This is a genomic window from Nocardioides currus (assembly GCF_003057875.1).
GTDB lineage: Bacteria > Actinomycetota > Actinomycetes > Propionibacteriales > Nocardioidaceae > Nocardioides > Nocardioides currus.
Genome location: NZ_PYXZ01000002.1, coordinates 92,871 through 114,659, shown reverse-complemented (window position 1 = coordinate 114,659; position 21,789 = coordinate 92,871). Strand labels below are relative to the sequence as shown.

At 71.4% G+C, this 21,789-nt stretch carries 19 protein-coding genes; 9 read left to right on the top strand and 10 right to left on the bottom strand.

What is annotated here, in order from left to right; all coding sequences use genetic code 11:
• Positions 1–8 precede the first annotated feature (8 nt).
• Complete coding sequence (locus C7S10_RS05590; protein ID WP_108343443.1) at positions 9–362, top strand: DUF1304 domain-containing protein; 354 nt, start codon at positions 9–11, stop codon at positions 360–362.
• On the opposite strand, the gene C7S10_RS05585 is transcribed toward C7S10_RS05590, so the two are convergent.
• The 4 genes from C7S10_RS05585 to C7S10_RS05570 all read right to left on the bottom strand — a co-directional run bounded on the left by C7S10_RS05585 (position 359) and on the right by C7S10_RS05570 (position 6,473).
• Positions 359–865: a type III secretion system chaperone family protein gene (locus tag C7S10_RS05585; RefSeq protein WP_108343442.1), complete on the bottom strand. Its 507-nt coding sequence runs from the start codon at positions 863–865 to the stop codon at positions 359–361. The two genes, C7S10_RS05590 and C7S10_RS05585, sit on opposite strands and share 4 nt — an antisense overlap.
• Positions 862–2,115: a D-inositol-3-phosphate glycosyltransferase gene (mshA, locus tag C7S10_RS05580; protein ID WP_423802706.1), complete on the bottom strand. Its 1,254-nt coding sequence runs from the start codon at positions 2,113–2,115 to the stop codon at positions 862–864. The genes C7S10_RS05585 and mshA overlap by 4 nt, the downstream gene beginning before the upstream one ends.
• A gap of 168 nt (positions 2,116–2,283) precedes the next feature.
• Positions 2,284–5,481, bottom strand: coding sequence for an Ig-like domain-containing protein (locus C7S10_RS05575; RefSeq protein WP_108343441.1), 3,198 nt, complete (start codon positions 5,479–5,481; stop codon positions 2,284–2,286).
• Positions 5,482–5,594: 113 nt separating this feature from the next.
• Positions 5,595–6,473, bottom strand: coding sequence for a ribonuclease HI family protein (locus tag C7S10_RS05570; RefSeq protein ID WP_108343440.1), 879 nt, complete (start codon positions 6,471–6,473; stop codon positions 5,595–5,597).
• Positions 6,474–6,517: 44 nt separating this feature from the next.
• Here C7S10_RS05570 and C7S10_RS05565 point away from each other — a divergent pair, with 44 nt between their 5' ends.
• A complete protein-coding gene (locus tag C7S10_RS05565; protein ID WP_108343439.1) occupies positions 6,518–7,258 on the top strand; it encodes an SDR family NAD(P)-dependent oxidoreductase in 741 nt (246 codons plus the stop codon).
• Between the two features lie 13 nt (positions 7,259–7,271).
• Entirely contained in the window at positions 7,272–7,964 is a 693-nt protein-coding gene (locus C7S10_RS05560; protein ID WP_108343438.1) for an aspartate/glutamate racemase family protein, read from the top strand.
• 3 nt (positions 7,965–7,967) lie between these two features.
• On the opposite strand, the gene C7S10_RS05555 is transcribed toward C7S10_RS05560, so the two are convergent.
• Positions 7,968–9,281, bottom strand: a complete 1,314-nt coding sequence (locus C7S10_RS05555) for a M4 family metallopeptidase (RefSeq protein WP_108343437.1) — start codon at positions 9,279–9,281, stop codon at positions 7,968–7,970.
• A gap of 171 nt (positions 9,282–9,452) precedes the next feature.
• Between C7S10_RS05555 and typA the strand changes: the two genes are divergently transcribed.
• Positions 9,453–11,339, top strand: a complete 1,887-nt coding sequence (gene typA / locus C7S10_RS05550; protein ID WP_108343436.1) for a translational GTPase TypA — start codon at positions 9,453–9,455, stop codon at positions 11,337–11,339.
• A gap of 64 nt (positions 11,340–11,403) precedes the next feature.
• Here typA and C7S10_RS05545 read toward each other — a convergent pair whose 3' ends face one another.
• Positions 11,404–12,186 carry a hypothetical protein gene (locus tag C7S10_RS05545; RefSeq protein ID WP_133176443.1) on the bottom strand — a complete coding sequence of 261 codons (783 nt, stop codon included), beginning with the start codon at positions 12,184–12,186 and terminating at the stop codon, positions 11,404–11,406.
• Positions 12,187–12,330: 144 nt separating this feature from the next.
• A complete protein-coding gene (locus C7S10_RS05540) occupies positions 12,331–13,011 on the bottom strand; it encodes a hypothetical protein (protein WP_108343434.1) in 681 nt (226 codons plus the stop codon).
• Positions 13,012–13,198: 187 nt separating this feature from the next.
• Here C7S10_RS05540 and C7S10_RS05535 point away from each other — a divergent pair, with 187 nt between their 5' ends.
• Genes C7S10_RS05535 through C7S10_RS05525 form a run of 3 tightly spaced genes read left to right on the top strand, consistent with a single transcriptional unit; the run spans position 13,199 to position 17,082 of the window.
• Positions 13,199–14,176 (top strand): TlpA family protein disulfide reductase, encoded by a 978-nt coding sequence (locus tag C7S10_RS05535; protein ID WP_165807068.1) that lies wholly within the window; start codon positions 13,199–13,201, stop codon positions 14,174–14,176.
• A 9-nt stretch (positions 14,177–14,185) separates the two neighbouring features.
• Positions 14,186–16,021 carry a glycosyltransferase family 2 protein gene (locus C7S10_RS05530; RefSeq protein WP_114327784.1) on the top strand — a complete coding sequence of 612 codons (1,836 nt, stop codon included), beginning with the start codon at positions 14,186–14,188 and terminating at the stop codon, positions 16,019–16,021.
• Entirely contained in the window at positions 16,018–17,082 is a 1,065-nt protein-coding gene (locus C7S10_RS05525; protein WP_108343432.1) for a glycosyltransferase, read from the top strand. The genes C7S10_RS05530 and C7S10_RS05525 overlap by 4 nt, the downstream gene beginning before the upstream one ends.
• Here C7S10_RS05525 and C7S10_RS05520 read toward each other — a convergent pair.
• Complete coding sequence (locus tag C7S10_RS05520) at positions 17,057–18,265, bottom strand: glycosyltransferase (protein WP_133176442.1); 1,209 nt, start codon at positions 18,263–18,265, stop codon at positions 17,057–17,059. The genes C7S10_RS05525 and C7S10_RS05520 overlap by 26 nt on opposite strands.
• A gap of 67 nt (positions 18,266–18,332) precedes the next feature.
• On the opposite strand from C7S10_RS05520, the gene C7S10_RS05515 reads away from it, so the two are divergent.
• Together C7S10_RS05515 and C7S10_RS05510 are read left to right on the top strand one after the other, a co-directional pair.
• Positions 18,333–18,953 (top strand): PIG-L deacetylase family protein, encoded by a 621-nt coding sequence (locus C7S10_RS05515; protein ID WP_165807067.1) that lies wholly within the window; start codon positions 18,333–18,335, stop codon positions 18,951–18,953.
• 7 nt (positions 18,954–18,960) lie between these two features.
• Positions 18,961–19,608 (top strand): WbqC family protein, encoded by a 648-nt coding sequence (locus C7S10_RS05510; RefSeq protein ID WP_108343430.1) that lies wholly within the window; start codon positions 18,961–18,963, stop codon positions 19,606–19,608.
• Here C7S10_RS05510 and C7S10_RS05505 read toward each other — a convergent pair.
• Together C7S10_RS05505 and C7S10_RS05500 are read right to left on the bottom strand one after the other, a co-directional pair.
• A complete protein-coding gene (locus C7S10_RS05505; RefSeq protein ID WP_108343429.1) occupies positions 19,544–20,776 on the bottom strand; it encodes a glycosyltransferase 87 family protein in 1,233 nt (410 codons plus the stop codon). The two genes, C7S10_RS05510 and C7S10_RS05505, sit on opposite strands and share 65 nt — an antisense overlap.
• The gene (locus C7S10_RS05500) at positions 20,773–21,723 is read right to left on the bottom strand and encodes a beta-1,6-N-acetylglucosaminyltransferase (RefSeq protein WP_165807066.1); all 951 of its coding nucleotides are present in this window, start codon (positions 21,721–21,723) and stop codon (positions 20,773–20,775) included. The genes C7S10_RS05505 and C7S10_RS05500 overlap by 4 nt, the downstream gene beginning before the upstream one ends.
• Between the last annotated feature and the right edge of the window lie 66 nt (positions 21,724–21,789).

The following is a 21,789-nucleotide window of genomic DNA, read 5'->3' as shown; positions in this document are numbered from 1 at the left end:
CTGCGGGCATGACAGTCGTCGCCAACGTGCTCGTCGGCCTCGTGGCCGCCCTCCACGCCTACTTCCTGGTCCTCGAGATGTTCCTGTGGACCAAGCCGGCCGGGCGCGGCGCGTTCAACCTCACGCCGGAGTTCGCGGAGGAGACCAAGGCGCTCGCGGCCAACCAGGGGCTCTACAACGGCTTCCTGGTCGCCGGCCTCGCCTGGGGGCTGATCGACGACAACCTCCCCTTCAAGGTCTTCTTCCTCGGCTGCGTCATCGTCGCCGGGGTGTACGGCGCTGCGACGGTCGGCACCAAGATCCTCTTCGTGCAGGCGGTGCCGGCCGTGGTCGCGCTCGCCGCCGTGCTGATCAGCCGCTAGTCGACGGGCGGCGCGGGCTCGTCGCCCGACTCGAGCCAGCCGCGGAACGCCTCGAGGTTGGCGGTCGACTCACCCCGCGAGATCCGCCATTCCCACTCCTTGCGGATCGAGCTGGCGAAGCCGAGCTCGAGGATGGCGTTGAACGACTCGTCGGCGTGGGCGAGCACGGAGCCCAGCAGCCGATCGAGCTCGTCGTCGCTGACGCTCGCGAGCGGCAGGCGGGCGTCGAGGTAGATGTCGCCCGCGTGGTCGACGGCGAACGAGACGGCGTACATCCGCAGGTTGCGCTCGAGCAGCCAGCGGTAGACACGGGCGTGGTTCTCGTCGGGGTTGCGGCACACGAACGCGTGCACCCCGAGGGCGTGCTCACCGACGTCGAGGCGCACCGGCGTCTGGAGCTTCTTCTCGCCGGGCAGGGTCAGCGAGAAGCTCGCCGGCCCGGCCATCGCGTAGTCGATCTCGTTGGCGTCGAGATAGCCCCGGATGACCTCTGCCGCACTCACACCGACATCTCATCACGCATCAGCGTGCGTGCCGCGTGGTAGGCCTCGAGCGTGCGCTCGGCGGTCCGCTCCCAGGAGAAGTCCCGGGCCTGCTCGAGGGCACCGGCGCCGAGCCGGGCAGCCAGCGCGGGGTCGTCGATCAGCCGGCGCAGCGCGTCGGCCCAGTCGTGGGCGTCGTGCGTCGGCACCAGCAGCCCGCTGCGCCCGTCGGCCACGACGGTGGTCAGCCCGCCCACGGCCGCGGCCACGACGGGAGTGCCGGTGGCCTGGGCCTCGACGGCCACGAGCCCGAACGACTCGTTGAAAGAGGGCACGGCGACGGCGGTCGCCGCGGCGCACCAGCGCGCGAGTTCGGGCTGGGCGACGGGCGGCACGAACCGCACCACGTCGTCGAGGTCGAGCTCGGCGCTGAGCTGGGCCAGGGACTCCGGGTGCTCGAGGCCGCTGCCAGACGGACCCCCGACGATCGGCACGACGAGGCGCGAGCGCAGCGACGGGTCGCGGTCGAGGAGCACGCTCACGGCCCGCAGCAGCACGTCGGGCGCCTTGAGCGGCTGGATCCGACCGGCGAACATCAGCACGATCGCGTCCTCGGGCAGTCCGAGCTCGCGGCGTACGACCGCCTTGTCGTGCGGCCGGAACACGGACAGGTCGACGCCCGGGTGCACCACCTCGACCCGGTGCGGGTCGGCGGCGTAGAGGTCGATCAGCTGCTTGGCCTCGAGGTCGGTGTTGGCGATCAGGAGGTCGGAGGCCTCGACGACCTGCTCCTCACCGATCACGCGCGCCAGCGGCTCGGGGGTGTCGCCGACCGCGAGCGCCTCGTTCTTGACCTTGGCCATCGTGTGCATCGTGTGCACGAGTGGGACGCCCCAACGGTCGCGCGCCAGGGCACCGACCTGGCCCGAGAGCCAGTAGTGGGAGTGCACGACGTCGTAGTGGCCCTGCGGCTGGCTGGCCTCGGCGCGCAGCACCTCGCGGGCGAACGCGCAGAGCTGACCGGGGAGCTCTCCCTTGGTCAGGCCCTCGAAGGGCCCGGCGGCGATGTGGCGGACGTGAACGCCGTCGAAGGCCTCGACGACCGGCGGCAGCTCGGACGACGTGGCACGCGTGAACACGTCGACGGCGATGCCTTGGGCTGCGAGGCGGCGCGAGAGCTCGATGACGTAGACGTTCATCCCACCGGCGTCACCGGTCCCCGGCTGGTCCAACGGGGAGGTGTGCAGGCTGATCATCGCGACGCGATCCACGCGGCATCCTCTCGTCCTCGACCACCCGATGTCCGGGGGCCATCAGGCTCCAACACTGACAGCGCGCGGACGATTCCCTGCCCACCCCTGGGGATGGCAGGTGCCCGGAAGGCCCGACGAGCCGCCGCACGATGGCGACGGCTCGTCGGGGATGCTGCGAGGGACCGCTCAGCGGCGGACGGCCCGGATCCTCACGCGCTGGACGGAGCCGTCGTCGCGCTTGATCGTCAGCTTGAGGATCTTGCCCGGTCGGACGCCGGCCGGCACCCGCACCCGGCTGGTCCAGTGGCCCACGCCGTCGAGCCGACCGGCGAACCGGAAGTCCTTGGCCGCGAGGTCGCCCTTGGCCTTGACCACCGGGAAGCCGCTGTCGACGAGCTGCAGCATCCGGCCGCCGCCGATCGGGACGTTCCAGGCGCCGCCGACCTGCTCGCTGCGCGTGATCCAGAGGTCACGCACCGAGTACGTGGTCGCGGCCGTGGTCGTGTTGCCTGCGAGGTCGGTCGCCGTCACGGTGGTGCGGAGGGTGCCGGGGCGGTTGCCGCTGGTCACGACCGTGCAGTCCGCCAGGCCCGACAGGGCGTCCGTCGCCGCGCAGGCGGCGTCCGGGGCCGTGCCGTTGTAGACCCGTCCGGCCTCGACGCCGACGGTGCGGGCGTCCGGCGCGGTGAGGTCCAGTGAGACCGGCGCGCTGGTGACGACCGCGATGCCGCCGTCAGCGGCGACCACGGTCCGGGTGACCGTCTGGCCGGCGCCCTCCTTGTCGATCACCGCGGGAGCCGGGCAGGTGACCGGCGCGGAGCCGGGGGCGCAGGTGAAGGTCACCGTGACGGGCTGGTTGTGCCAGCCGTTGCGAGCCGTGCCGGACAGGGTCGCCTGGACCTTCGGGTCCTGACGTGCGGTGGAGACGGCCGAGGACAGGAAGTCGGCAGCTCCGGAGTACGTCGCGGTGACGACCGAGTCGGGCCCGCCGGTGTTGTCGCCCTGCCAGGTCGCCGTACCCCCGGTCAGCGGGACGGTGGCCACGTCGGCGCCGTCGATCGCGAAGGTGACGGCCCCGCCGGGGGTGCCGGCGGCGGAGGCCACGGTCGCGGTGAGCGACGAGGTGACCGCGAGCTTCGTGGTGGTCGGCGCCTGGGCGACGACGAACCTCTGGGTCGTGGTCGCGGTGTCGTAGGCACCCGCCGGCGTGGCGGTGAAGGTCGCCGAGACCATGTGGGTGCCGGCGTGGACGCCGGTGAGCGCCGGAGCCGTGGCGACGCCAGAGCCGTTGACCGCGACCGGCGACCCGACCGGGCTGCCGTCGAGGTTGAACTGCACCGACCCGCTGGGTGCGCCGTCGGGGCTGGTGGCCGTCGCGGAGAGCGGGATGCCGTCGCCGTACGTCGAGGTCGGCAGCGCGCCGAGCTCGAGGCTCACCGAGGGCAGGGCCGAGACGAGCGTGGCCGTGCCGGACACGGAGCCGTCGGTGGCCGTGACGCGGAAGCTGCCGGGGGCACCAGGAGTGCACACGGCGTCGGGGCACGGCACGGAGGAGCCCGAGCCGTCGGCGCGCTGCAGGCTGAACGCGCTGGTCGCGGTGCGGTCACCGAGGCTGTTGCCGTAGGTGTCGGCGCCGGCGGCCGTGTAGGTCACGTCGGTGCCCGGCGTCACGGTGGTGACGTCCGGCGAGACGACGAGGCTCGACAGCGGACCGGCGGTGACCTCGAGGTCGGCCGAGTCGGTCTCGCCACCGACGGTGCCCTGGACGGTCCAGGTGCCGGCGGTGGTCGGGGCGCACACGCCGTTGGGGCAGGTGATCGTGGTCGCCCCGCGGGTCGCGGTGACGGTCGCGGCGCCCTGGCGGACGTTGTCGAACCGGTCGTAGGCCGTCACGGTGTAGACGACGGGCGTCCCGGCCACGGTGGTGGCGTCACCGGCGAGCTCGACGTGGTCGAGCGCAGCGGGCGCGACCGTCAGCGTGGTGGCGTCGGAGGCGGGCGCGCCGGCTCCGGACTGGGAGGCGCTGACGGACCAGACGCCGGCGACGGTGAGGTCGCAGAGCCCGGAGGCGCAGGTGACGGGCGTGCCGCCGCCGACCGGCGTGGCGACGACCGTGCTGGCGGACGTCTGGTCGGGCAGCGCGTTGCCGAACTCGTCGATGCCGCCGACGGTGAACTGCACCGGGGTGCCGGCGGTGGTGGCGGAGTCCTCAGGGGTGATCGACAGGGCGGCCACGTCGTCGGCCAGCACGGTGAGGGTGGTCGAGGAGGTGACCGGGCCGGTCTTGCCGGGCGCGCTGGCGGTCACCGTGTAGGTGCCGGCGCTCACGGGGGCGCAGGCTCCGCTCGGGCAGACGGTCGACGCTCCGCCGCCGGCAGGGGTGAAGGAGTAGGTCGCCTGCTGGCCCGGGATGGCGTTGCCGCTCGAGTCGGTGCCCTGGACCGAGTAGGGCACCGGCTGGCCGGCGGTGGTCGAGGCGTTCAGCGGGCTGATCGCCAGCGTGGCCAGGTCGGACTGGGCGGCGACGACCGTGATGGTCTGCGTGGCGCGGCCCGGGTCGTGGTCGACGTCACCGGCCGCGTCGGCGGCCACGACGCACGTCCCGCTGTGCTGGAAGAACAGCGTCTGGTCGTCGTCGGCGAGGCGGCAGGCGTTGTTCGTGGTGGACGCAGCCACGGAATAGGTCACCGGGAATCCGGCGTCGGAGGTCGCGGTCGGCTTGTACGTGTCGCCGACGCGAGCCGGGTTGGGCGCGGTGGTGCCGAAGGTGACGACCTGCGGGATGCCCGCGTCGATCTTCAGGCTCCACGACCCGATGTTGCCGGCCCCTCCCCCGATGTCGTCGTAGACGAACAGCTGCCACGTCCCGTTGGGGTTGGTCCCGTTGAACGCGCCGGCGAAGGTCGTCGCACCCGACTGGGCGGGAGCCGGGGCCGGGAACGTGTTGGGTCCACCCAGGTCGGTCGGCGCATACCGCCCGGTCGGGGCGGCACCGGGCCGACCGGACGTGAGGGCGGGCGCCCCGTCGGCGAACGTGAAGGTCCGCGCCTGCGACTGGTTGTTCCAGTACACGTCCGACACGACCGTCAGGTTCCGCCCGGTCGGGGAGACGAGCATGACGTGGGCGTCGTACGAGATCTCGTGACGGATGTCGGTCAGGGTCAGCTCGACGTTCTTCACGTTCGTCGCCAGTCCGCTGACCGCGATCGTCGACGGATAGGGAGCCCCGTTGCCGAACTGCGGGATGGCGATCGGGGCCGAGTTGGTGAACGTGGTGACCGCGGCGTTGGCCGGGCTCACCAGCCCGAGGGTGCCGAGAGCCGGCAGCAGCAGCGTGGTCGCGACGAGGATTCGACGGAGACGGGAGGAGGGGAGGATTCGCACCCGCGCAGCCCAACACCGGTCGTGGATCGCCGTGGTCGTACGCCTCGTTTGTGGGTCGCCCGTTACCGTCCTGTGGGTCGTCGGCACCCTCACCCCACCCCGACGGGTGGAGCTCAGGCCTCGGCGGTGCCCTGGTGGAAGCGCTGCTGCCACTGCCCTCCGGTGCGCTGCCACACCGAGCTGCGCAGGCGGGTGCCGTCGTCGTCGGAGGCGCGCCACACGAGCAGGATCACGTCCGTCGACAGGCGCGAGACGGTGATGACGTCCAGGGTGACCGGGACCGTGAGCGGCCCGATCTCGTCCAGCACGGCGTCGCGCTCCCACAGGCGCCCCGACGCGCCGATCTCCTGCCACTGCGGGTGCAGCAGCGCGGCCACGGCGGCGCGGTCGGAGCGCACCTCGTCGCTCAGCAGCGAGCGCTCGAGCTCGACGACGTGCTCCTCGTCGGTGGCCGCCGCGTCCGCGCCGAGGTCGCTGAAGAGGTCGGGCTCCTCCTCGACCTGGCCCACGGTCGCGGCAGGGTGGGCGGTGCTGCTGCCGGCGAACCCGGGCCCGGGGTCGGGCGTGGCACCACGCTGGTACGCCGATGCGGCGGCGTTGGCCCGCGCGTCGGCCGCCTCGTTGAGGGAGTGCCCGGCGTGGCCCTTGACCCACTCGAACCGCACGGTGGGCCGCATCGCGGCGTCGAGGGCCTTCATCAGCTCCACGTTCTTCACCGGCTGGCCGGCGCCGGTCTTCCAGCCCTTGCGCTTCCAGCCCGCCATCCACTTGGTGATGGCGTTGATGACGTAGGTGCTGTCGCAGTAGACGAGAAGGTCGTCGTCGAGGTGCGCGGTCTGCTGGAGCAGGTCGAGCACCGCCATCAGCTCGCCCATGTTGTTGGTGCCGTGGGGCCAGCCGCCCGAGGCCCAGCACGTGTCGTCGACGTACCACGCCCATCCCGCCGGTCCGGGGTTGCCGAGTGCCGAGCCGTCTGCCGCCGCGATGATCACGGGTGCATCCAATCAGGGAAACGGCACCCGGCAGGATGGGACCCATGACCGACCAGAGGATCGCCGTCGTCACCGGAGCATCGAGCGGGATCGGTGCGGCCTCCGCGCGCGCCCTCGCCGCGGAGGGGTTCCGGGTGGTGTGCGCCGCACGCCGTACGGACCGGATCGAGGCCCTCGCGGCCGAGATCGGCGGCGAGGCGATCGCGCTCGACGTCACCGACGCCGACTCCGTGGGTGCGCTGGCCGCACGGCTGGACGTCGTGCACGTGCTGGTGAACAACGCCGGCGGGGCCTTCGGGTCCGAGCCGGTCGAGCAGGGCGACCCCGAGCAGTGGCGCGCGATGTACGACGTCAACGTCGTCGGGCTGATGCGGGTGACCCAGGCGCTGCTGCCCGCCCTGCGCGCGAGCGGGGAGGCGCTGATCCTCAACATCGGCTCGATCGCCGGGCGGGTGACCTACGAGAACGGCGGCGGCTACACGGCGGCCAAGCACGGCACCCGGGCGGTCACCGAGACGCTGCGGCTCGAGCTCAACGGCGAGCCGATCCGGGTCTCGGAGGTGGCGCCCGGGATGGTCCGGACCGACGAGTTCGCGCTGGTCCGCTTCGGCGGCGACCGGGCGGCGGCCGAGAAGGTCTACGAAGGGGTCGCCGAGCCGCTCGTCGCCGAGGACGTCGCCGAGGCCGTCCGCTGGATCGCGACCCTGCCCGCCCACGTCAACATCGACGAGCTGGTGATCAAGCCCGTCGCTCAGGCAGCCCCGCACAAGGTCCACCGGGTCTGAGAGACTTCGGCTCGTGCAGACAATCGGACTCATCGGCGGCATGAGCTGGGAATCCAGCGCCGTCTACTACCGCGACCTCAACCTCGGCGTGCAGGAGCGGCTGGGCGGGCTGTCGTCGCCGAGGCTGGTGCTCAGCACCGTCGACTTCGCCGAGCTGACCGACCTCGAGGAGCACGAGCGCTGGGACCAGGTCGGCGAGCTGCTGGCCGAGGCCGGTCGCGGTGTCGAGCGCGCGGGCGCCGACTTCCTGCTGCTGTGCACCACGACCTTCCACAAGGTCGCCGACGTCGTGGCCGACGCCGTGGGCATCCCGCTGCTGCACCTCGGGGACGTCGTCGCCGAGGCCTGCACGACAGGGGGCCACACCACGGTCGGCCTGATCGGCACCACGGTCGCGATGGAGGACTCGTTCTTCGTCGACCGCCTCGCCGAGCACGGGGTGACCGTGCTCGTGCCGGAGGCGAAGCACCACGAGACCCTGAACTCCGCGATCTACGACGAGCTCGTGCACGGCGACGTCGTCGACGCCACCCGTCGCCGGGTCGTGGCGATCACCGAGGAGCTGTGGGACGCCGGGGCGGAGGCGATCCTGCTGGGGTGCACCGAGCTGGAGCTGCTGATCCGCCAGGCCGACATCGAGCTGCCGGCGATGCCGTGCACCACGCTGCACGTGCAGGCGGCGATCGATCGGGCCCTCAGCGCCTGAGGTTCACGCCTGGTTCCTGAGCACCAGCGTGGCGAGCTCGCCCAGGTCGCCGGTGACGACCTGCTCGGGCAGCGTCACCGGGTCGCCGTCGTCGATCTGGAACGTGAAGACGTACATGTCGGGCATCTGCTTGTACGCCGCTGCGCCGGCCGCGGCGGCGTCGAGGTCGACCCGCTCGACGAGGCTCCGCACCCCGTCGTCGGCGTCGCTCAGCGTGACGATGCCCTCCTCGGTGCGACCGGCGAACCCGCCCGACCGCTTGACTCGCACCACGCCCGCGGTCCCGACGGGGACCGGACCCGGCTGCGGGATCGAGGAAGCCGCGCCGGTCACGCCGACCTGCTCCCACGCGGCAGTCACGGCCGCGGCGTGCTCGCCGGCCGCGGCGACGGTCGCGGCCGCGAAGGCCGCGAAGTCGGCGGTCGACGCGACGTCGCCCGAGGTGAGCGCGGCGTACCACACCTGGCCGGCGCCCTCGAGGCTCGTGCCGCCGATGGCGGTCGCCGCGAGCTGGAAGGCACGGTTGGGGATGCCGGAGTTGAGGTGGACACCGCCGTTGTCCTCGGCCGTCTCGACGTAGTCGTCCATGTGGCCGACCTGGGGGTCCGTGCCGAGCTTGGGGTCGTCGTAGGCCGTCCCGGGAGCGGCCATGTCGCGCAGGGCGCGGGCCTGGATGCCGGCGACGAAGATGCCCTCACCGATCAGCCAGTCGCCGTCGGCAGCGGACTCGCCGGCCAAGTGCTGCTTGAAGCAGGCGGCGAAGACGTCGGAGACGGACTCGTTGAGGGCGCCGGACTGGCCCTCGTAGACGAGGCCGGCGGTGTGCTCGGTGACGGCGTGGCCGAACTCGTGGGCCAGCACATCAGCGGCCTTGGTGAAGCGCTCGAAGACCTCGCCGTCGCCGTCACCGAAGACGAGCTGCTCGCCGTCCCAGAACGCGTTGTCGTAGCGCTGGCCGTAGTGGACGGTGATGCTGACGGGGGCACCGGCCCCGTCGTAGGAGTCGCGGGAGAAGCCGTCGGCGAACATCGCCAGCGTTCCCTCGATGCCGGCAGCCGCCTCGTCCACGCCCTCGTCGCCCGACGGCTCGCTGCCGGCCGATCGCACCGCGCGCCCGGGCAGGGTGGTCGTGTTGTCGGCGTCGTGGACCGTCCACGCCGGCTCGTCCACCGCTGCCGCGCGGGTGGTGCGTGGCTCGGCCGCGCGCGCGTTGCGGCGCAGCCGCAGCTGCTCGTCGAGCACGAGCGCGTCGGCGGCGCCCACCCGCTCGAGGAGATAGGGCGGGATGAAGGTGCAGTGAGCCCGAGATGTGTCCATGTCCTCTGTCTACCGGTTCCCACCGACAACGCAAGGGCCGAGCTCGGGCACGGTGTGCTCCCGTTCACAGTGCCTGTCCTGCGATTCGGGGCCCTGCGCCGTACGCCGGTAGCCTTGGGCGGCGCGCCGTACGCGCCCCTTCTCTCTGCCCCGAAAGCGAGCATCCTTCGCATGCCAGCACGCTCTGACCTCCGCAACGTCGCCATCGTCGCCCACGTCGACCACGGCAAGACCACGCTCGTCGACGCCATGCTCCGCCAGGCCGGTGCCTTCACCGCCCACCAGGCCGAGAGCGTGGCCGAGCGCGTCATGGACTCCGGCGACCTCGAGCGCGAGAAGGGCATCACGATCCTCGCCAAGAACACCGCGGTGCACTACGCCGGTCCCGCCGGTGGTGGCCAGCCGATGGTCATCAACATCATCGACACCCCCGGCCACGCCGACTTCGGTGGCGAGGTCGAGCGCGGGCTGTCCATGGTCGACGGCATCGTGCTGCTCGTGGACGCCTCCGAGGGTCCGCTCCCGCAGACGCGCTTCGTGCTGCGCAAGGCGCTCAACGCCGACATGCCGGTGATCCTGGTCGTCAACAAGACCGACCGTGCCGACGCCCGCATCGAGGAGGTCGTCGACGAGAGCTACGAGCTCTTCATGGACCTGCTCGACGACTCGCACAGCCAGGACGCCCTCGACTTCCCGGTCGTCTACGCGTCGGGTCGCGCCGGCATCGCGTCGCTGGAGCGCCCCGAGAACGGCGCGATGCCCGAGGGCAGTGACCTGGAGCCGCTCTTCAAGACGATCCTCGAGACGATCCCCGCCCCGGAGTACGACGAGGGCGCGCCGCTCCAGGCCCACGTCACCAACCTCGACGCGTCGCCCTTCCTGGGCCGCCTGGCCCTGCTGCGCATCAAGCAGGGCACGCTCAAGAAGGGCCAGCAGGTCGCGTGGATGAAGCGCGACGGCACGGTCAAGAACGTCAAGATCACCGAGCTGCTCGTCACCGAGGGCCTCGAGCGCCAGCCCGGCGAGTCGGCCGGACCCGGTGACATCGTCGCCGTCGCGGGCATCCCCGAGATCACCATCGGCGAGACCCTGGCCGACCCGGACAACCCGGTCGCGCTGCCGCTCATCCACGTCGACGAGCCCGCGATCTCGATGACGATCGGCACCAACACCTCCCCGCTCGTCGGCAAGGTCAAGGGCGGCAAGGTCACCGCGCGCCTGGTCAAGGACCGCCTCGACTCGGAGCTCATCGGCAACGTGTCGCTGCGCATCCTGCCGACCGAGCGTCCCGACGCCTGGGAGGTGCAGGGCCGCGGCGAGCTGGCGCTGGCGATCCTCGTCGAGCAGATGCGGCGTGAGGGCTTCGAGCTCACCGTCGGCAAGCCGCAGGTGGTCACCAAGGAGGTCAACGGCAAGGTGCACGAGCCGTTCGAGCGCCTGACCATCGATGCGCCGGAGGAGTACCTCGGCACCATCACCGAGCTGCTCGCCGCCCGCAAGGGCCGCATGGAGGGCATGACCAACCACGGCACCGGCTGGGTCCGCATGGACTTCGTCGTGCCCGCCCGTGGCCTGATCGGCTTCCGCACCGACTTCCTCACCGAGACGCGCGGCACCGGCATCGCCCACCACATCTCCGAGGGCTACCACCCGTGGGCCGGCGAGATCCGCTCGCGCAACAACGGCTCGCTGGTCGCCGACCGCAGCGGTGCCGCGACGGCGTACGCCATGACGTCGCTGCAGGAGCGCGGCGTGATGTTCGTCGAGCCGACCACCGAGGTCTACGAAGGCATGATCGTCGGCGAGAACTCGCGTGCCGACGACATGGACGTCAACATCACCAAGGAGAAGCAGCAGACCAACATCCGGTCCGCGACCTCGGACAACTTCGAGAAGCTGATTCCGCCGAAGCGGCTCTCGCTCGAGCAGTGCCTGGAGTTCTGCCGCGACGACGAGTGCGTCGAGGTCACGCCCGACTCGGTCCGCATCCGCAAGGTCGTGCTCGACGCCAACGCCCGCGCCAAGACCGCGTCCCAGGCGCGCAAGGCCAACAAGTAGGTCTCACGTCGACAGCCCGGTCCCGCATCGCGGGGCCGGGCTGTTCGCGTCGTACGGCAGGTGGTCAGCAGCCGAGAGCGTTGAACGTCAGGTCGCTGACCAAGATGCCCTGAGGACCGGGGGTGCCGGCGTTCCAGTAGACGAGCTGGAACGAGGTGAACGACGACCCGCCCGCGTAGGTGATCGTCACGTTGCCGGCGTTGCTGGTGTCGTCGATCCCGGTGAGCCCCGTGTAGCGGAAACCTCCACTGTCCGCCGTCAGTTCAGTCCCAGTATTGCCGTTGCCCTGGACCGTGCCGACCCGGACGTAGCTCGTCGGGGTCGGAGAGAAACTCGCGCGGTCCCAGAAGTTCGTGTCACGGTCGAGGTCGACGACGGTGAAGCTGAGGTTGCGGACGGCACGGCTGAAGCCGAACGTGATCGTCTGGCTCCGGGAGATCCCGAGCGGGCCGCCGACCGAGGGCAATCCAGTGGTGGCGCTCCGGATCGCCACGCCCTGCTCACCGGGGAACCCACCGATCCCGGTGGTGGCCAGGACGTTGAGGTTCTGGTCGTAGCGGGTGACGCCCCCCTGCAGCGTGCTGGTCAGGGTGACCGTCACGGCGCTGGCTCCGGGGCCGCCGCCCGGGAGAGCGGGGACGATGGCAGTTGCGACGTTGGGGTTGACCGTCAGGTTCGCCGGCGGAGTATACGGCGTCGTGCCCCAGTCGAGGCGGTAGGAGTAGGTGTCGGAGCACGGCGAGGCCGCGAACGCGGGGGCCGCCGTCGCGATGGCGACCACCGGAACGCTCCACGCTGCGCCGCGCACCAAGGTGCGGCGGGTGGGGCCTGCGGCCTGCTCTGACATGACGATCTCCCGGGACGACGTCGTCTTTACCTCATCTTTACCCTAAATGAGGTATCCAACGAATCCCAAAAGATCGCAGAAATGCCGACGTCCCGGCCTCCGCATCACGGAGCCGGGTTGTCGGGTTCAGGGGCTATCGGTTGATCAGCAGACCGCCGCAGTGAAGGACATGTTGGAGATGCCGATGAACGGCGAGCCGTTGGCCGTCCCGTCCTGGGCGTAGGTGAAGGAGACGCTGTTGAGCGCAGCGGCCCAAGTGACTTGCACGTTCCCGTTCGTCTGCCCACCCTGGACCTGGCCGGAGGTGTTGGTGCCGTTCCCGCGGAATGCGTTGGCCAGGTCGACACCCGTGCCTGTGACGTAGGTGGTGTTCTGGATCGCGCGCGTGAAGCCTGCCGTTCCGACCCACACCCGGTCGTCCCACGAGGCGCCACCGGAGTCGATGTCGAGGAACGAGAAGCTCAGGTTCGTCACGTTGAAGGGCTGGCCGCCCTTGGTGAACGTGAACGTCGCCGTCTGCGAGCTGTTGGCAGTGCCGGTGCTGTAGAAGCGCAGGTTGCTGGTCTGTCCGCCGGTCTGGGTGGTCGAGACCGTCCGGTTGTTTGCCGCTGTGGTCGCGCCGGAGAGACTGAGGGTGATCGTGATGCCGGCGACCGTCGTGCTCGAGAAGACCGCGCCGTTTCCGAGCGAGGCCCAGTTAAGGGTCTGGTTGCAGGCCGACGCGGCGAAGGCCGGCGCAGCCGCAGCGATCGAGACGACGGGCACGCTCCAGGCGGCGCCGCGCACGAGCGTGCGCCGCGTGGGCCGGATCTGGGTGCTGGTCATGACGATTCCCCCTGTAGTGGCCGATCCCAACGATCGACAAGAAGAAATCTAGAAAGGCGAAGGGATCCGGGCGTCCACGCCAAGTCAACGCACGAGTAACAACACAAATTGGGTAGGTGAGCCGGGTCACAGGACCGCCAAGCGATCCCCACAGAGGTCCCCCTCGGGCATGCATAGGATCCGTCTCGTGCCCGCTGCCGACCTGCTCGTGCTCGCCTGCCTGGCGGCCGTCCTGGCCCTGAGCGGTGCCTCCAAGCTCCGAGCCCGCGAGGAGACCGAGGACGCCTTCGCGTCGCTCCGCGTCCCGGCCTGGATGCCTCGTCGGCTCGGCGCCGCAGCGCTGCCCTGGCTGGAGATCGCACTCGCGGCGGGCCTCGTCGCCTCTCCGTCGCGGATCCTCGTCGTCGTCGCGATCGCGGCGGCGGTGCTGATGGCGACGTACACCCTCCTGGTCGCCCGGGCCCTCACCTTCGACGAGCCCGTCACGTGCGCCTGCTTCGGCCGCCTCGGCGGCCACCGGGTCGATCGGCTGACGCTGGTGCGCAACGTCCTGCTGACCGGGCTCGGCGCGTGGGCGGTCGAGGTGGCCGCCGGCGGTGGCTCCGTCCCCGGGGCGGCTGGGGCCCTCGACAGGCCCGGGTGGGCTGCCGTCGGGGCAGCCGTCGTCGTCGCGCTGGTCGCGGCGCTGGTCGCGGCCGGCGGTCGGCCGGTCGAGGGTGCGTACGGCGACGCCGAGCTCGACTACCAGCGCACCCCGATCCCCTTCGCCCGCCTCGACTTCCCCGACGGCACGTCGCAGTCGCTGCGCGACCTCGCCTCGACCGGCGCGCGACTCCTCGTCTTCCTCAGCAGCGGCTGCGGATCCTGCATCCGGGTCTCGGAGCACGTCGACGACTGGAGCGCCCGGCTCGCCCCGGCGGTGGACCTGGTGACGGTCTACACCTCGGGCACCACGGAGTTCCTCCACCACGACCCCGACCTGGTCGCGCTCGACCCCGACGCCACGGTGCGCGCGGTCTTCAACATTCCGAGCGCGCCGGCCGCCGTGCTGCTCGGCGCCGACGGCCTGCTGGCCGGCGGACCGCTCGGTGGCCGCAACGACATCACGCAGCTCGTCGAGGACGTCCTGGCCGAGCTGGAGTCGGCGCCGGACGCGGCCACCTAGGATCGGCGCGTGCCGCCTCCCCTCGTCTCGGTCGTCGTGCCCTCGCGCGGCGGTGCCACACGACTCCCGGTGCTCCTCGACGCGCTGTCCGCACAGCGGGTCGCTGCCGAGTGGGAGCTGGTCGTCGTCCTCGACGGCGACCTGGACGGCAGCCGCGTCGTGGTCGAGGGCTTCGCCGACAGGCTTCCGATCCGCATCATCGAGCGGGCCGGGGGCCACGGGGTCGCAGCGGCGCTCGCGGACGGGTACGCAGCGGCGTACGGCGAGATCGTCATCCGCTGCGACGACGACCTGACCCCGGCCCCCGACTTCGTCGCCCGCCACCTGGCCCACCACGTCGGCCGCCCGGAGGACGCACCGGCGCTCGGCGTCATCGGGCTGACGCGCGACGAGTTCGTGGACGGTCCCTACGCGAGCTCGTACGGACGACCGGCCAACGAGCGGCTCCTGGCCGCGGCGTACGCCCGGCCCGCCGACCAGCGGTGGTTGCACTGGGCCGCGTGCAACTCCGTGCGCAAGGCGGCCTACGACGCGGTCGGTGGCTTCGACCCGACGATGGCCTACCGCGAGGACTCCGAGCTCGGACTGCGACTCGCCCGGTCCGGCGTCGAGATCGTGATCGATCCCGCCCTCGAGATCCCCCATCGCGGGCCGGCACCCGACGCCGAGACGCGGGTCGCCCGCGCCTTCACCTCAGGCGCGTCCACGCGGGCCTTCGAGGCACGGCACCCCGAGCAGGCGACACCGGCCGATGCCGACCGTGGGCCGTGGAGTCGGCTCGTCGCCGCCGAGGCCGATCGGCTCGGCAGCCGAGCCGACGCGGCACGCCTGGGCCGCCGGCTGGACCGCCTGCTGCCGCGGGTGCCCCGGCGCGCTGGCGGCAAGCTCGTCGCGTGGGCCGTCGAGTCGGCCGCCTCAGCCGGTCGTCGCGTCGGCGACGACACCTGGGAGCGCGAGGCACCGGCGCCGACCGTCAGCGTCGTCGTTCCCCACCACGGCGACCCGACGCCGACCCTCGCCCTCATCGAACAGCTGCGCGCGCAGACCTGTCCCGTGCAGGTCGTCGTGTCGGACGACGCATCCCCCACCCCCTTTCCCGAGACCGCCGGCGTCGAGGTGGTGCGGCGGGCCACCAACGGCGGGTTCGGCGCCAACGTCAACTCCGGCGCGGCTGCGGCCACCGGCGACGCGATGCTCGTGCTCAACAGCGACCTCACCCTCGAGCCCACCTTCGTCGCCGACATGGTCGCTGCCGCCCATGCGCACCCACGCGCGGTACTGGCCCCGCGCATGGTGGACGAGCACGGGGTCGAGGCCTGGGTCGGCCGCTCCTTCCCGAAGGTCCGGCACGACGCCGTCGGCTGGCTCACGCCCCTGGCACGCTTCCGGAGCACCACGGCGTGGCACCGAGCCGTGGGCCACGACGTGCGCGCCCACACCGCCGAGGCGGAGGTCGACTGGGTCGTCGGCGCAGCGATGTGGATCCCCCTGGCCGACTTCCGTGCCGTCGGCGGCTTCGACGAGCGCTTCTTCATGAACTCCGAGGAGGTCGACCTCCAGCGCCGCCTCCGACAGCGCGGGCTCTCCGTGGTCGCCCTCCGCTCACCGACCGTCCTCCACGAGGGCGGCGGCTCGTCGCCCTCCGAGTCGCGACGACGCTGGCTCGTGCAGGGTCGGTTGAGCTACGCCGACAAGTGGGGGTCGCGCCGACGGCTCCGGGCCGCACTGACTGCGGCCACGGCGGCCAACTTCGTCGTCAACACCGTGCGGCAGGCCGCCGGGCGCGACGTCGACGCCGTCGGCGTCGCCCGCACCGAGCTGGCGTTGATCAGAGGAGATCGATGACCCGCGCACTGCTCCTCTCCGAGCACGACCTCGACCGCTGGTACGCCCGCTACCGCGCCGGCGAGGTGCCGGCTCCCCTGCCGTACGGCGTGGACGCCCTCCAGGACGCCGGGTTCTCGCTCCGTGGCGCACCGAGGGCGACCGACTCCCGATGGAAGCGCCTGCGGGACGTCGTCGAGCACCGGTCGGGGTTCCCCGTCGAGCGGGCGGTTCGGGGTGCTCGGGCCGCGGCCGAGGCCGACGTGGTGCTCGCGCTGCTCGAGCGTGAGGGCTTCGCGGCGGGGCTGGCGAAGCGGGGGCGCCTGGCGCCGTACGCCTCGACACCGCTGGTCATCTGGTCGTGCTGGCTTGCCGACGACATCCGTCGCGCCGACGCCGACCAGCGGCGGAGGCTGAAGCGCCGCTTCGAGGCAGCCGACCTCGTCACCCACCTGTCGCGGCACGAGACCGAGGTCTTCACCGACCTCGGGATCCCCGAGGAGCGCCTGTTCCCGGTCACCTACGGCGTCAGTCACGAGTTCTACGTCCCCGGCGGGGCCGAGCGCGACATCCAGCTGCTCGCGGTCGGCCAGGACCGTGGTCGCGACTACGCCACGTTGTTCGACGCGATCCGCGGCACCGACCTGACCCTCGACCTGGTCTGCCGACCGGACAACGTGGCGGGGCTCGACGTGCCCGACAACGTGCGGCTGCACGGAGTGGTGCCGCTGCCCACCTACCGGAGCATGCTCCAGCGCGCGCAGGTCGTCGCCGTCCCGACCCGCGACCTCGCCTACCCCACCGGGTCGAGCGTCGCCCTCGAGTCCGCCTCGTCGGGCGCGTGCGTCGTCGTGACCGGTACGCGGGCGATGAAGGACTACTTCACCGACCACACCGACGCGCGCCTCGTGGCGGAAGGCGACGCGGACGGGTGGCGGAGCGTGCTGGCCGAGCTGTCCGAGGACCGGTCGCAGCGGGAGCGGCTGGGTACGGCCGCTCGCCGCAGCGTGGCGACGACCTTCAACGCCCGGCACATGTGGACCGAGCTCGCCGAGGTCATGCGCCGGCGCGGGATCGTGTGACCCAGCTCCGCCTGATCGTGTCCGCGAAGGTCTCGCGGCCGTAGCGCGTGACCGCCCACCGCTGGGCGGCGTCGGCCCGCCGCTGCGCGGACGTCGGGTCGGACAGCACGGCGACGAGCGCATCCGCGAGCCCGGCCGGGTCGTCGGCGAGGCCGGCAGTGACATCGGGTCCCTCGATGCCCTCGAGCCCGACCGTGGTGCTCACCAGCGGGACGCCGTGCAGCAGTGCCTCGATGGCCTTGAACTTCACCCCGGCTCCCTGGAGGACCGGGACGAGGGCGACCGACGCAGCGGCGTACTCCTCGTCGAGGTCGTCGACGAAGCCAGTGAGCACGACGTCCGGCTCACGGTCGGCGCGGTCGACGAGGGCGGGCAGCGCTCCCCCGCCGACGAGCCTCAGCCGCGCCCCGGGCACCCGCGCACGCACCTGCGGCCACACCTCGTCGAGGGTCCAGCGTGCGGCCTTGTCGTTCTCGTCGCGGGCGAGGTAGGAGACGACCAGGACGGTCGGTGCCGGCGCGGGTGCGTGCCGCTCCTCGAGGCCGGTCGCGAGAGGTGGGTCGACCCTGGTGGCGTCGGGCACGCGGAGCAGCTCTCCGTCCTTCGCGCTGAAGACGAGCACCTCGTCGAGCCGGCGCACCATCGCGGCCTCGTGCCTGCGGGAGCGCTGGGCCACCGCCCGCCAGAAGTCCGGATCGCCAGGCTCGCGGGAGAACGACTGGGACATCACGTCGTGGAAGGTGCCGGTGATCCGGGCGCGCGGGTTGAGCCGTCGCAGGAGTCGCACGAGGCGGATGGACTCTGAGTACTGGAGATCGATGACGTCCGCCTCGCGCACGGCAGCGCGGGCCTCCGGGGAACGCAGCAGTCCGAGGACGAACGCTGCGGACGCCATCCCGGGATCGCGCCTGTGCCGCCACGTCGTGTCAGCCAAGACGGCGAGACGGTTGAGGACCCTGCCGAGGGGACCGCGGCCAGCCTCGTGCCCCAGCAGGAGCAGTCGACGCGGCACTCCCGCCTCCCCGAGCACACCCCGGTTCAGGTTGTTGCCCACCGACAGCATTGTCAGGTCCGTCTCCTCGTCGAGCAGCCGCTGCAGCTCGAGGAGGTAGCGCCCTCCGGCGTGGGGGACGCCCTCGTGTCCGACGTACATGGAGATCAAGACGACGCGTGGCCCGGGCACCGGCACATCCTGCCACCGGGACGCATCGCCCCACCTAGACTCTGGGCGTCCCCGACCGAGGAGAGCGATGAAGCGGCTGATCCTGGCGCCCCACATGGACGACGAGGCCATGGGGTGTGGCGGCCTGATGGCCAAGCATCCCGACGAGTGCGTGGTCGTGGTGATGACCGACAGCGGCGAGGTGCGCGCAGCCGAGCACCAGAATGCGATGGAGATCCTCGGCGTCTCGGAGTCGCGCGTGCTCGGCTTCCCCGACGGCGAGACCCCGGCCCACATGTCCGAGATGGTCGGCGCCATCGACGCGATCATGGCCGAGCTGAAGCCCGACGAGCTCTACCTCCCCTACCCGTCGCTGCACCAGGACCACATCTCGGTCTACGAGGCCGGCATGCGCTCGTGCCGGGTGTCGATGTCGCTGGACCACTGGTTCCCGCCGAGCGTCTACGTCTACGACATCGCGGTCTACGACGTGAACCTCTACCCGACCGACCTGCGCTGGAACGTCTTCGAGGCCCTCACCGAGGAGCAGATCACGCAGAAGGAGCGCGCCTGCCAGGCCTACCAGTCGGAGATCCCCACCGAGGTGCACCCGATCAACAGCGTCCGCCAGATCGCCGGCGCGCTGGGACAGGTGCGGCTCGTGCCGTACGCCGAGCAGTTCGCGCTCGTCCGCACGGTGCGCCGGTGACGGCGCGATGAGGGCGGCGATCCACCAGCCAGACCTGCTGCCGTGGCCGGGGTTCTGGTTCAAGATGCTCAACTGCGACACCTTCGTGCTCGCCGTGCACGACCAGCTGCAGAAGCACTGGGTGCAGCGGCGCGTGAAGATGCGCGACACCTGGGTCACGATGCCGCTGGAGTCGGGCGCCCACCTGGTGCCGATCAACGAGACGATGGTCAAGCCCGGGTGGCAGGACCACCTCGAGAGCTCCATCCGCGGGCGCTACGTCGGCGCCAGGCACTGGAAGTCCCGCAGTGGTGACGTGCTGGAGATGATCCACGCCGTCGACAGCCACAACCTCGCCGACATCAACCACCAGCTCATCCTCAGCATGCGCGACTACCTCGGCATCACCACCGAGGTCGTGGTCACCGAGCCGCCGACCGAGAAGGCCGCCGACCGCGTGCTCGAGCAGCTGCAGATGGTGGGCGCGACGTCCTACCTGTCCGGCACCGGCGCGAAGGACTACCTCGGCGACGAGGCTCGCGCGAAGTTCGACCAGCTCGGCATCGGGCTCGAGTTCTCCGACCACGAGAAGACGACCGGCGACTCGATCGTCACCGTGCTGATGGACTACGACGACCCGATGGAGATCGTGTCGAGGGCGGCGACGGCTCACTGATCGACCTGGTCGACGCGCCGGGCGCCAGGCCGAGGAGGCAGATGCCGACGAACATCGCGACATCGATGTTGTCGACGAACCAGCCCGTCCCGTGTGCGTCGGACCACTCGGTGATCGGGATGTGGAGGTAGCAGAAGACGAGGATCGCCAACCCGAGGACTCGAGGGAGCCACGGCGTGCGCAGGGCCAGCACGATGCCCGCGAGCGGCAGCCAGATCTGGTGGTGCGGCCACGCGATCGGGGTGGCGACGACGGCGGCGCAGCCCAGGAGGACGGCCGAGGCGACGTGGTCGCCGGCCCGACGGCAGCGCTCGGCGTTCCAGAAGGCGAGAAGCACCAGGGCACCACCGAGCAGCAGCCACAGCACCGAGCGCGTCGTGCCGTCGACGCCGGCCCGTGCCAGCACGCCCATCACCGACGAGTTGAAGCGCAGCTCGACGTCACCCACGCGGCTGGTGTCGAGCACCGCGTCGGTCCAGAAGCGACGCGAGTCGGACGGGAGCACGACCCAGGCGAGCACCACGCACGCGGCGAACGTGCCGACCGAGGCGGCGAGCGCCCGCCACTGGCGTGTGAGGGCGTACCAGCCCCAGACCACCATCGGCGTGAGCTTGATCGCGGCCGCGAGCCCCACGAGGACGCCACGGAGTCGGTCGGGCACGTAGCGACCCACGTCCAGGATCACCAGGAGAGCGAGGACGAGGTTGACCTGACCGGTAATCAGGTCGCTCTGCACCTGCGACGACCCGAGGAAGAGCCCGACCCCGAGGCCGAGGACGGTCAGGCGGGCGAGCGTGGACGTCGGCCAGGAGCGGCTCGCCACCACCAGCGCCGCCACCGCGACGGCGATGACCACGCACAGGGTGAGCCAGACCTTCCCGGTCGTCAGCGGAGACAGCCAGGTCAGCGGCCGCAGCACGATGGCCGAGAAGGGGGGGTAGGTGAAGCCGTACCCACAGCCGAGTGGGTAGTCGTAGAGCGCCCCACCCGACTTCAGGTAGTTGATGGCACCGATGTAGACGGAGATGTCGCCGTCCTCACCGAGACGCATGCTTGCGCCCAGCCGCCACCCGCTGACCAGCTGGCGTACGGCGAAGAGCCCTGCCGCCACCAGGAGCACCGACGTCGCGATTCGTGGCACTGACCTCGGCGCGGTCTGCGTGCTCATGCGGCTCCTCCGGAGGCCAGGGCCTCGTCCAGCGCGGCGACGGCGTCGTCACCGCCGGGCGAGAGGAACTTGCGGGCGAAGAGCATGTGGTCGGGCAAGGTCACCAGCGCGGGTACATCGCGTGGGGTCATGGCTCGCGGGAGGTCCCAGTCGCCCTCGGTCCAGTCGATGTGCGTGAGAGTCGGCCCGACGTGCTCCCAGAGCGTCGGGTCCACACCGACCGCCAGGCTCTGGAAGTAGGACTCGTCGGGATACTGGCTCCACCGCATGAACTCCTCCAGCTCGGGGTGCTCGTCGCGGTAGGCCATGACCGCCAGCGCGGTCTCCCACGACATCGCCCACCACTGCGATCCCCCGGCGATGCGGTCCTTCACGTGCGGGCGCGGCTCGCCGATGATGCGGAGCACCTCCACCGCTCGCCGCAGGCCGTGCTCGCGGATCAGGCGGCGGGTCCAGCCGACCAGCTCGCGGGCGTTCATCTCCCGCCTGGGTCGGAGGAGCAGGAGGTCGCCCTTCCTCTCCGACATCGGGATGCAGAAGTAGTCGAGGCGGTCACGGTGGTTGTCCGACCACCGGTCCTCGAGGCGCCACAGGTCCATGTGGACAGCGCCCGCGTGCTCGGTGAGGAAGCGGTCGATGTAGGCCGTGGACTTGACCGGATAGCTCTGACCGCTCAGAGCCACGACGTAGCCGGGGTCGTCGGAGGCAAGGCACGCCCTCAACTGGTTGACCTGCGGCTCGACCATCGACCATGTGCCCCAGAGGCACGTCGCGCGTGGCTCGACCAACCGGACGTCGGAGCTGGCGACGACGGCGTCCCACGCGGTCAACGGGCTCCGTGCGTCGAGGTGCAGCCAGAAGGTCGACTCGCCGTCGTCCAGCCGCTCGACGAGCCTCCGGACGTGCCCGGGCTGGTCGTGGGCGAGCACCAGGTAGTGCTTCCTCACCACGGGCCTCCGCTCCAGAACCGGTCTCGTCGGTGAGCATCCTTCACTATTCTCGCCGGATGCGAG

Bases quoted from the DNA above. Each gene is read 5' to 3' on its own strand.
- C7S10_RS05590 (WP_108343443.1), top strand. From the start codon at position 9: ATGACAGTCGTCGCCAACGTGCTCGTCGGCCTCGTGGCCGCCCTCCAC.
- C7S10_RS05565 (WP_108343439.1), top strand. From the start codon at position 6,518: ATGACCGACCAGAGGATCGCCGTCGTCACCGGAGCATCGAGCGGGATC.
- C7S10_RS05555 (WP_108343437.1), bottom strand. From the start codon at position 9,281: ATGGACACATCTCGGGCTCACTGCACCTTCATCCCGCCCTATCTCCTC.
- typA (WP_108343436.1), top strand. From the start codon at position 9,453: ATGCCAGCACGCTCTGACCTCCGCAACGTCGCCATCGTCGCCCACGTC.
- C7S10_RS05545 (WP_133176443.1), bottom strand. From the start codon at position 12,186: ATGTCAGAGCAGGCCGCAGGCCCCACCCGCCGCACCTTGGTGCGCGGC.
- C7S10_RS05540 (WP_108343434.1), bottom strand. From the start codon at position 13,011: ATGACCAGCACCCAGATCCGGCCCACGCGGCGCACGCTCGTGCGCGGC.
- C7S10_RS05525 (WP_108343432.1), top strand. From the start codon at position 16,018: ATGACCCGCGCACTGCTCCTCTCCGAGCACGACCTCGACCGCTGGTAC.
- C7S10_RS05515 (WP_165807067.1), top strand. From the start codon at position 18,333: ATGAAGCGGCTGATCCTGGCGCCCCACATGGACGACGAGGCCATGGGG.
- C7S10_RS05510 (WP_108343430.1), top strand. From the start codon at position 18,961: ATGAGGGCGGCGATCCACCAGCCAGACCTGCTGCCGTGGCCGGGGTTC.
- C7S10_RS05505 (WP_108343429.1), bottom strand. From the start codon at position 20,776: ATGAGCACGCAGACCGCGCCGAGGTCAGTGCCACGAATCGCGACGTCG.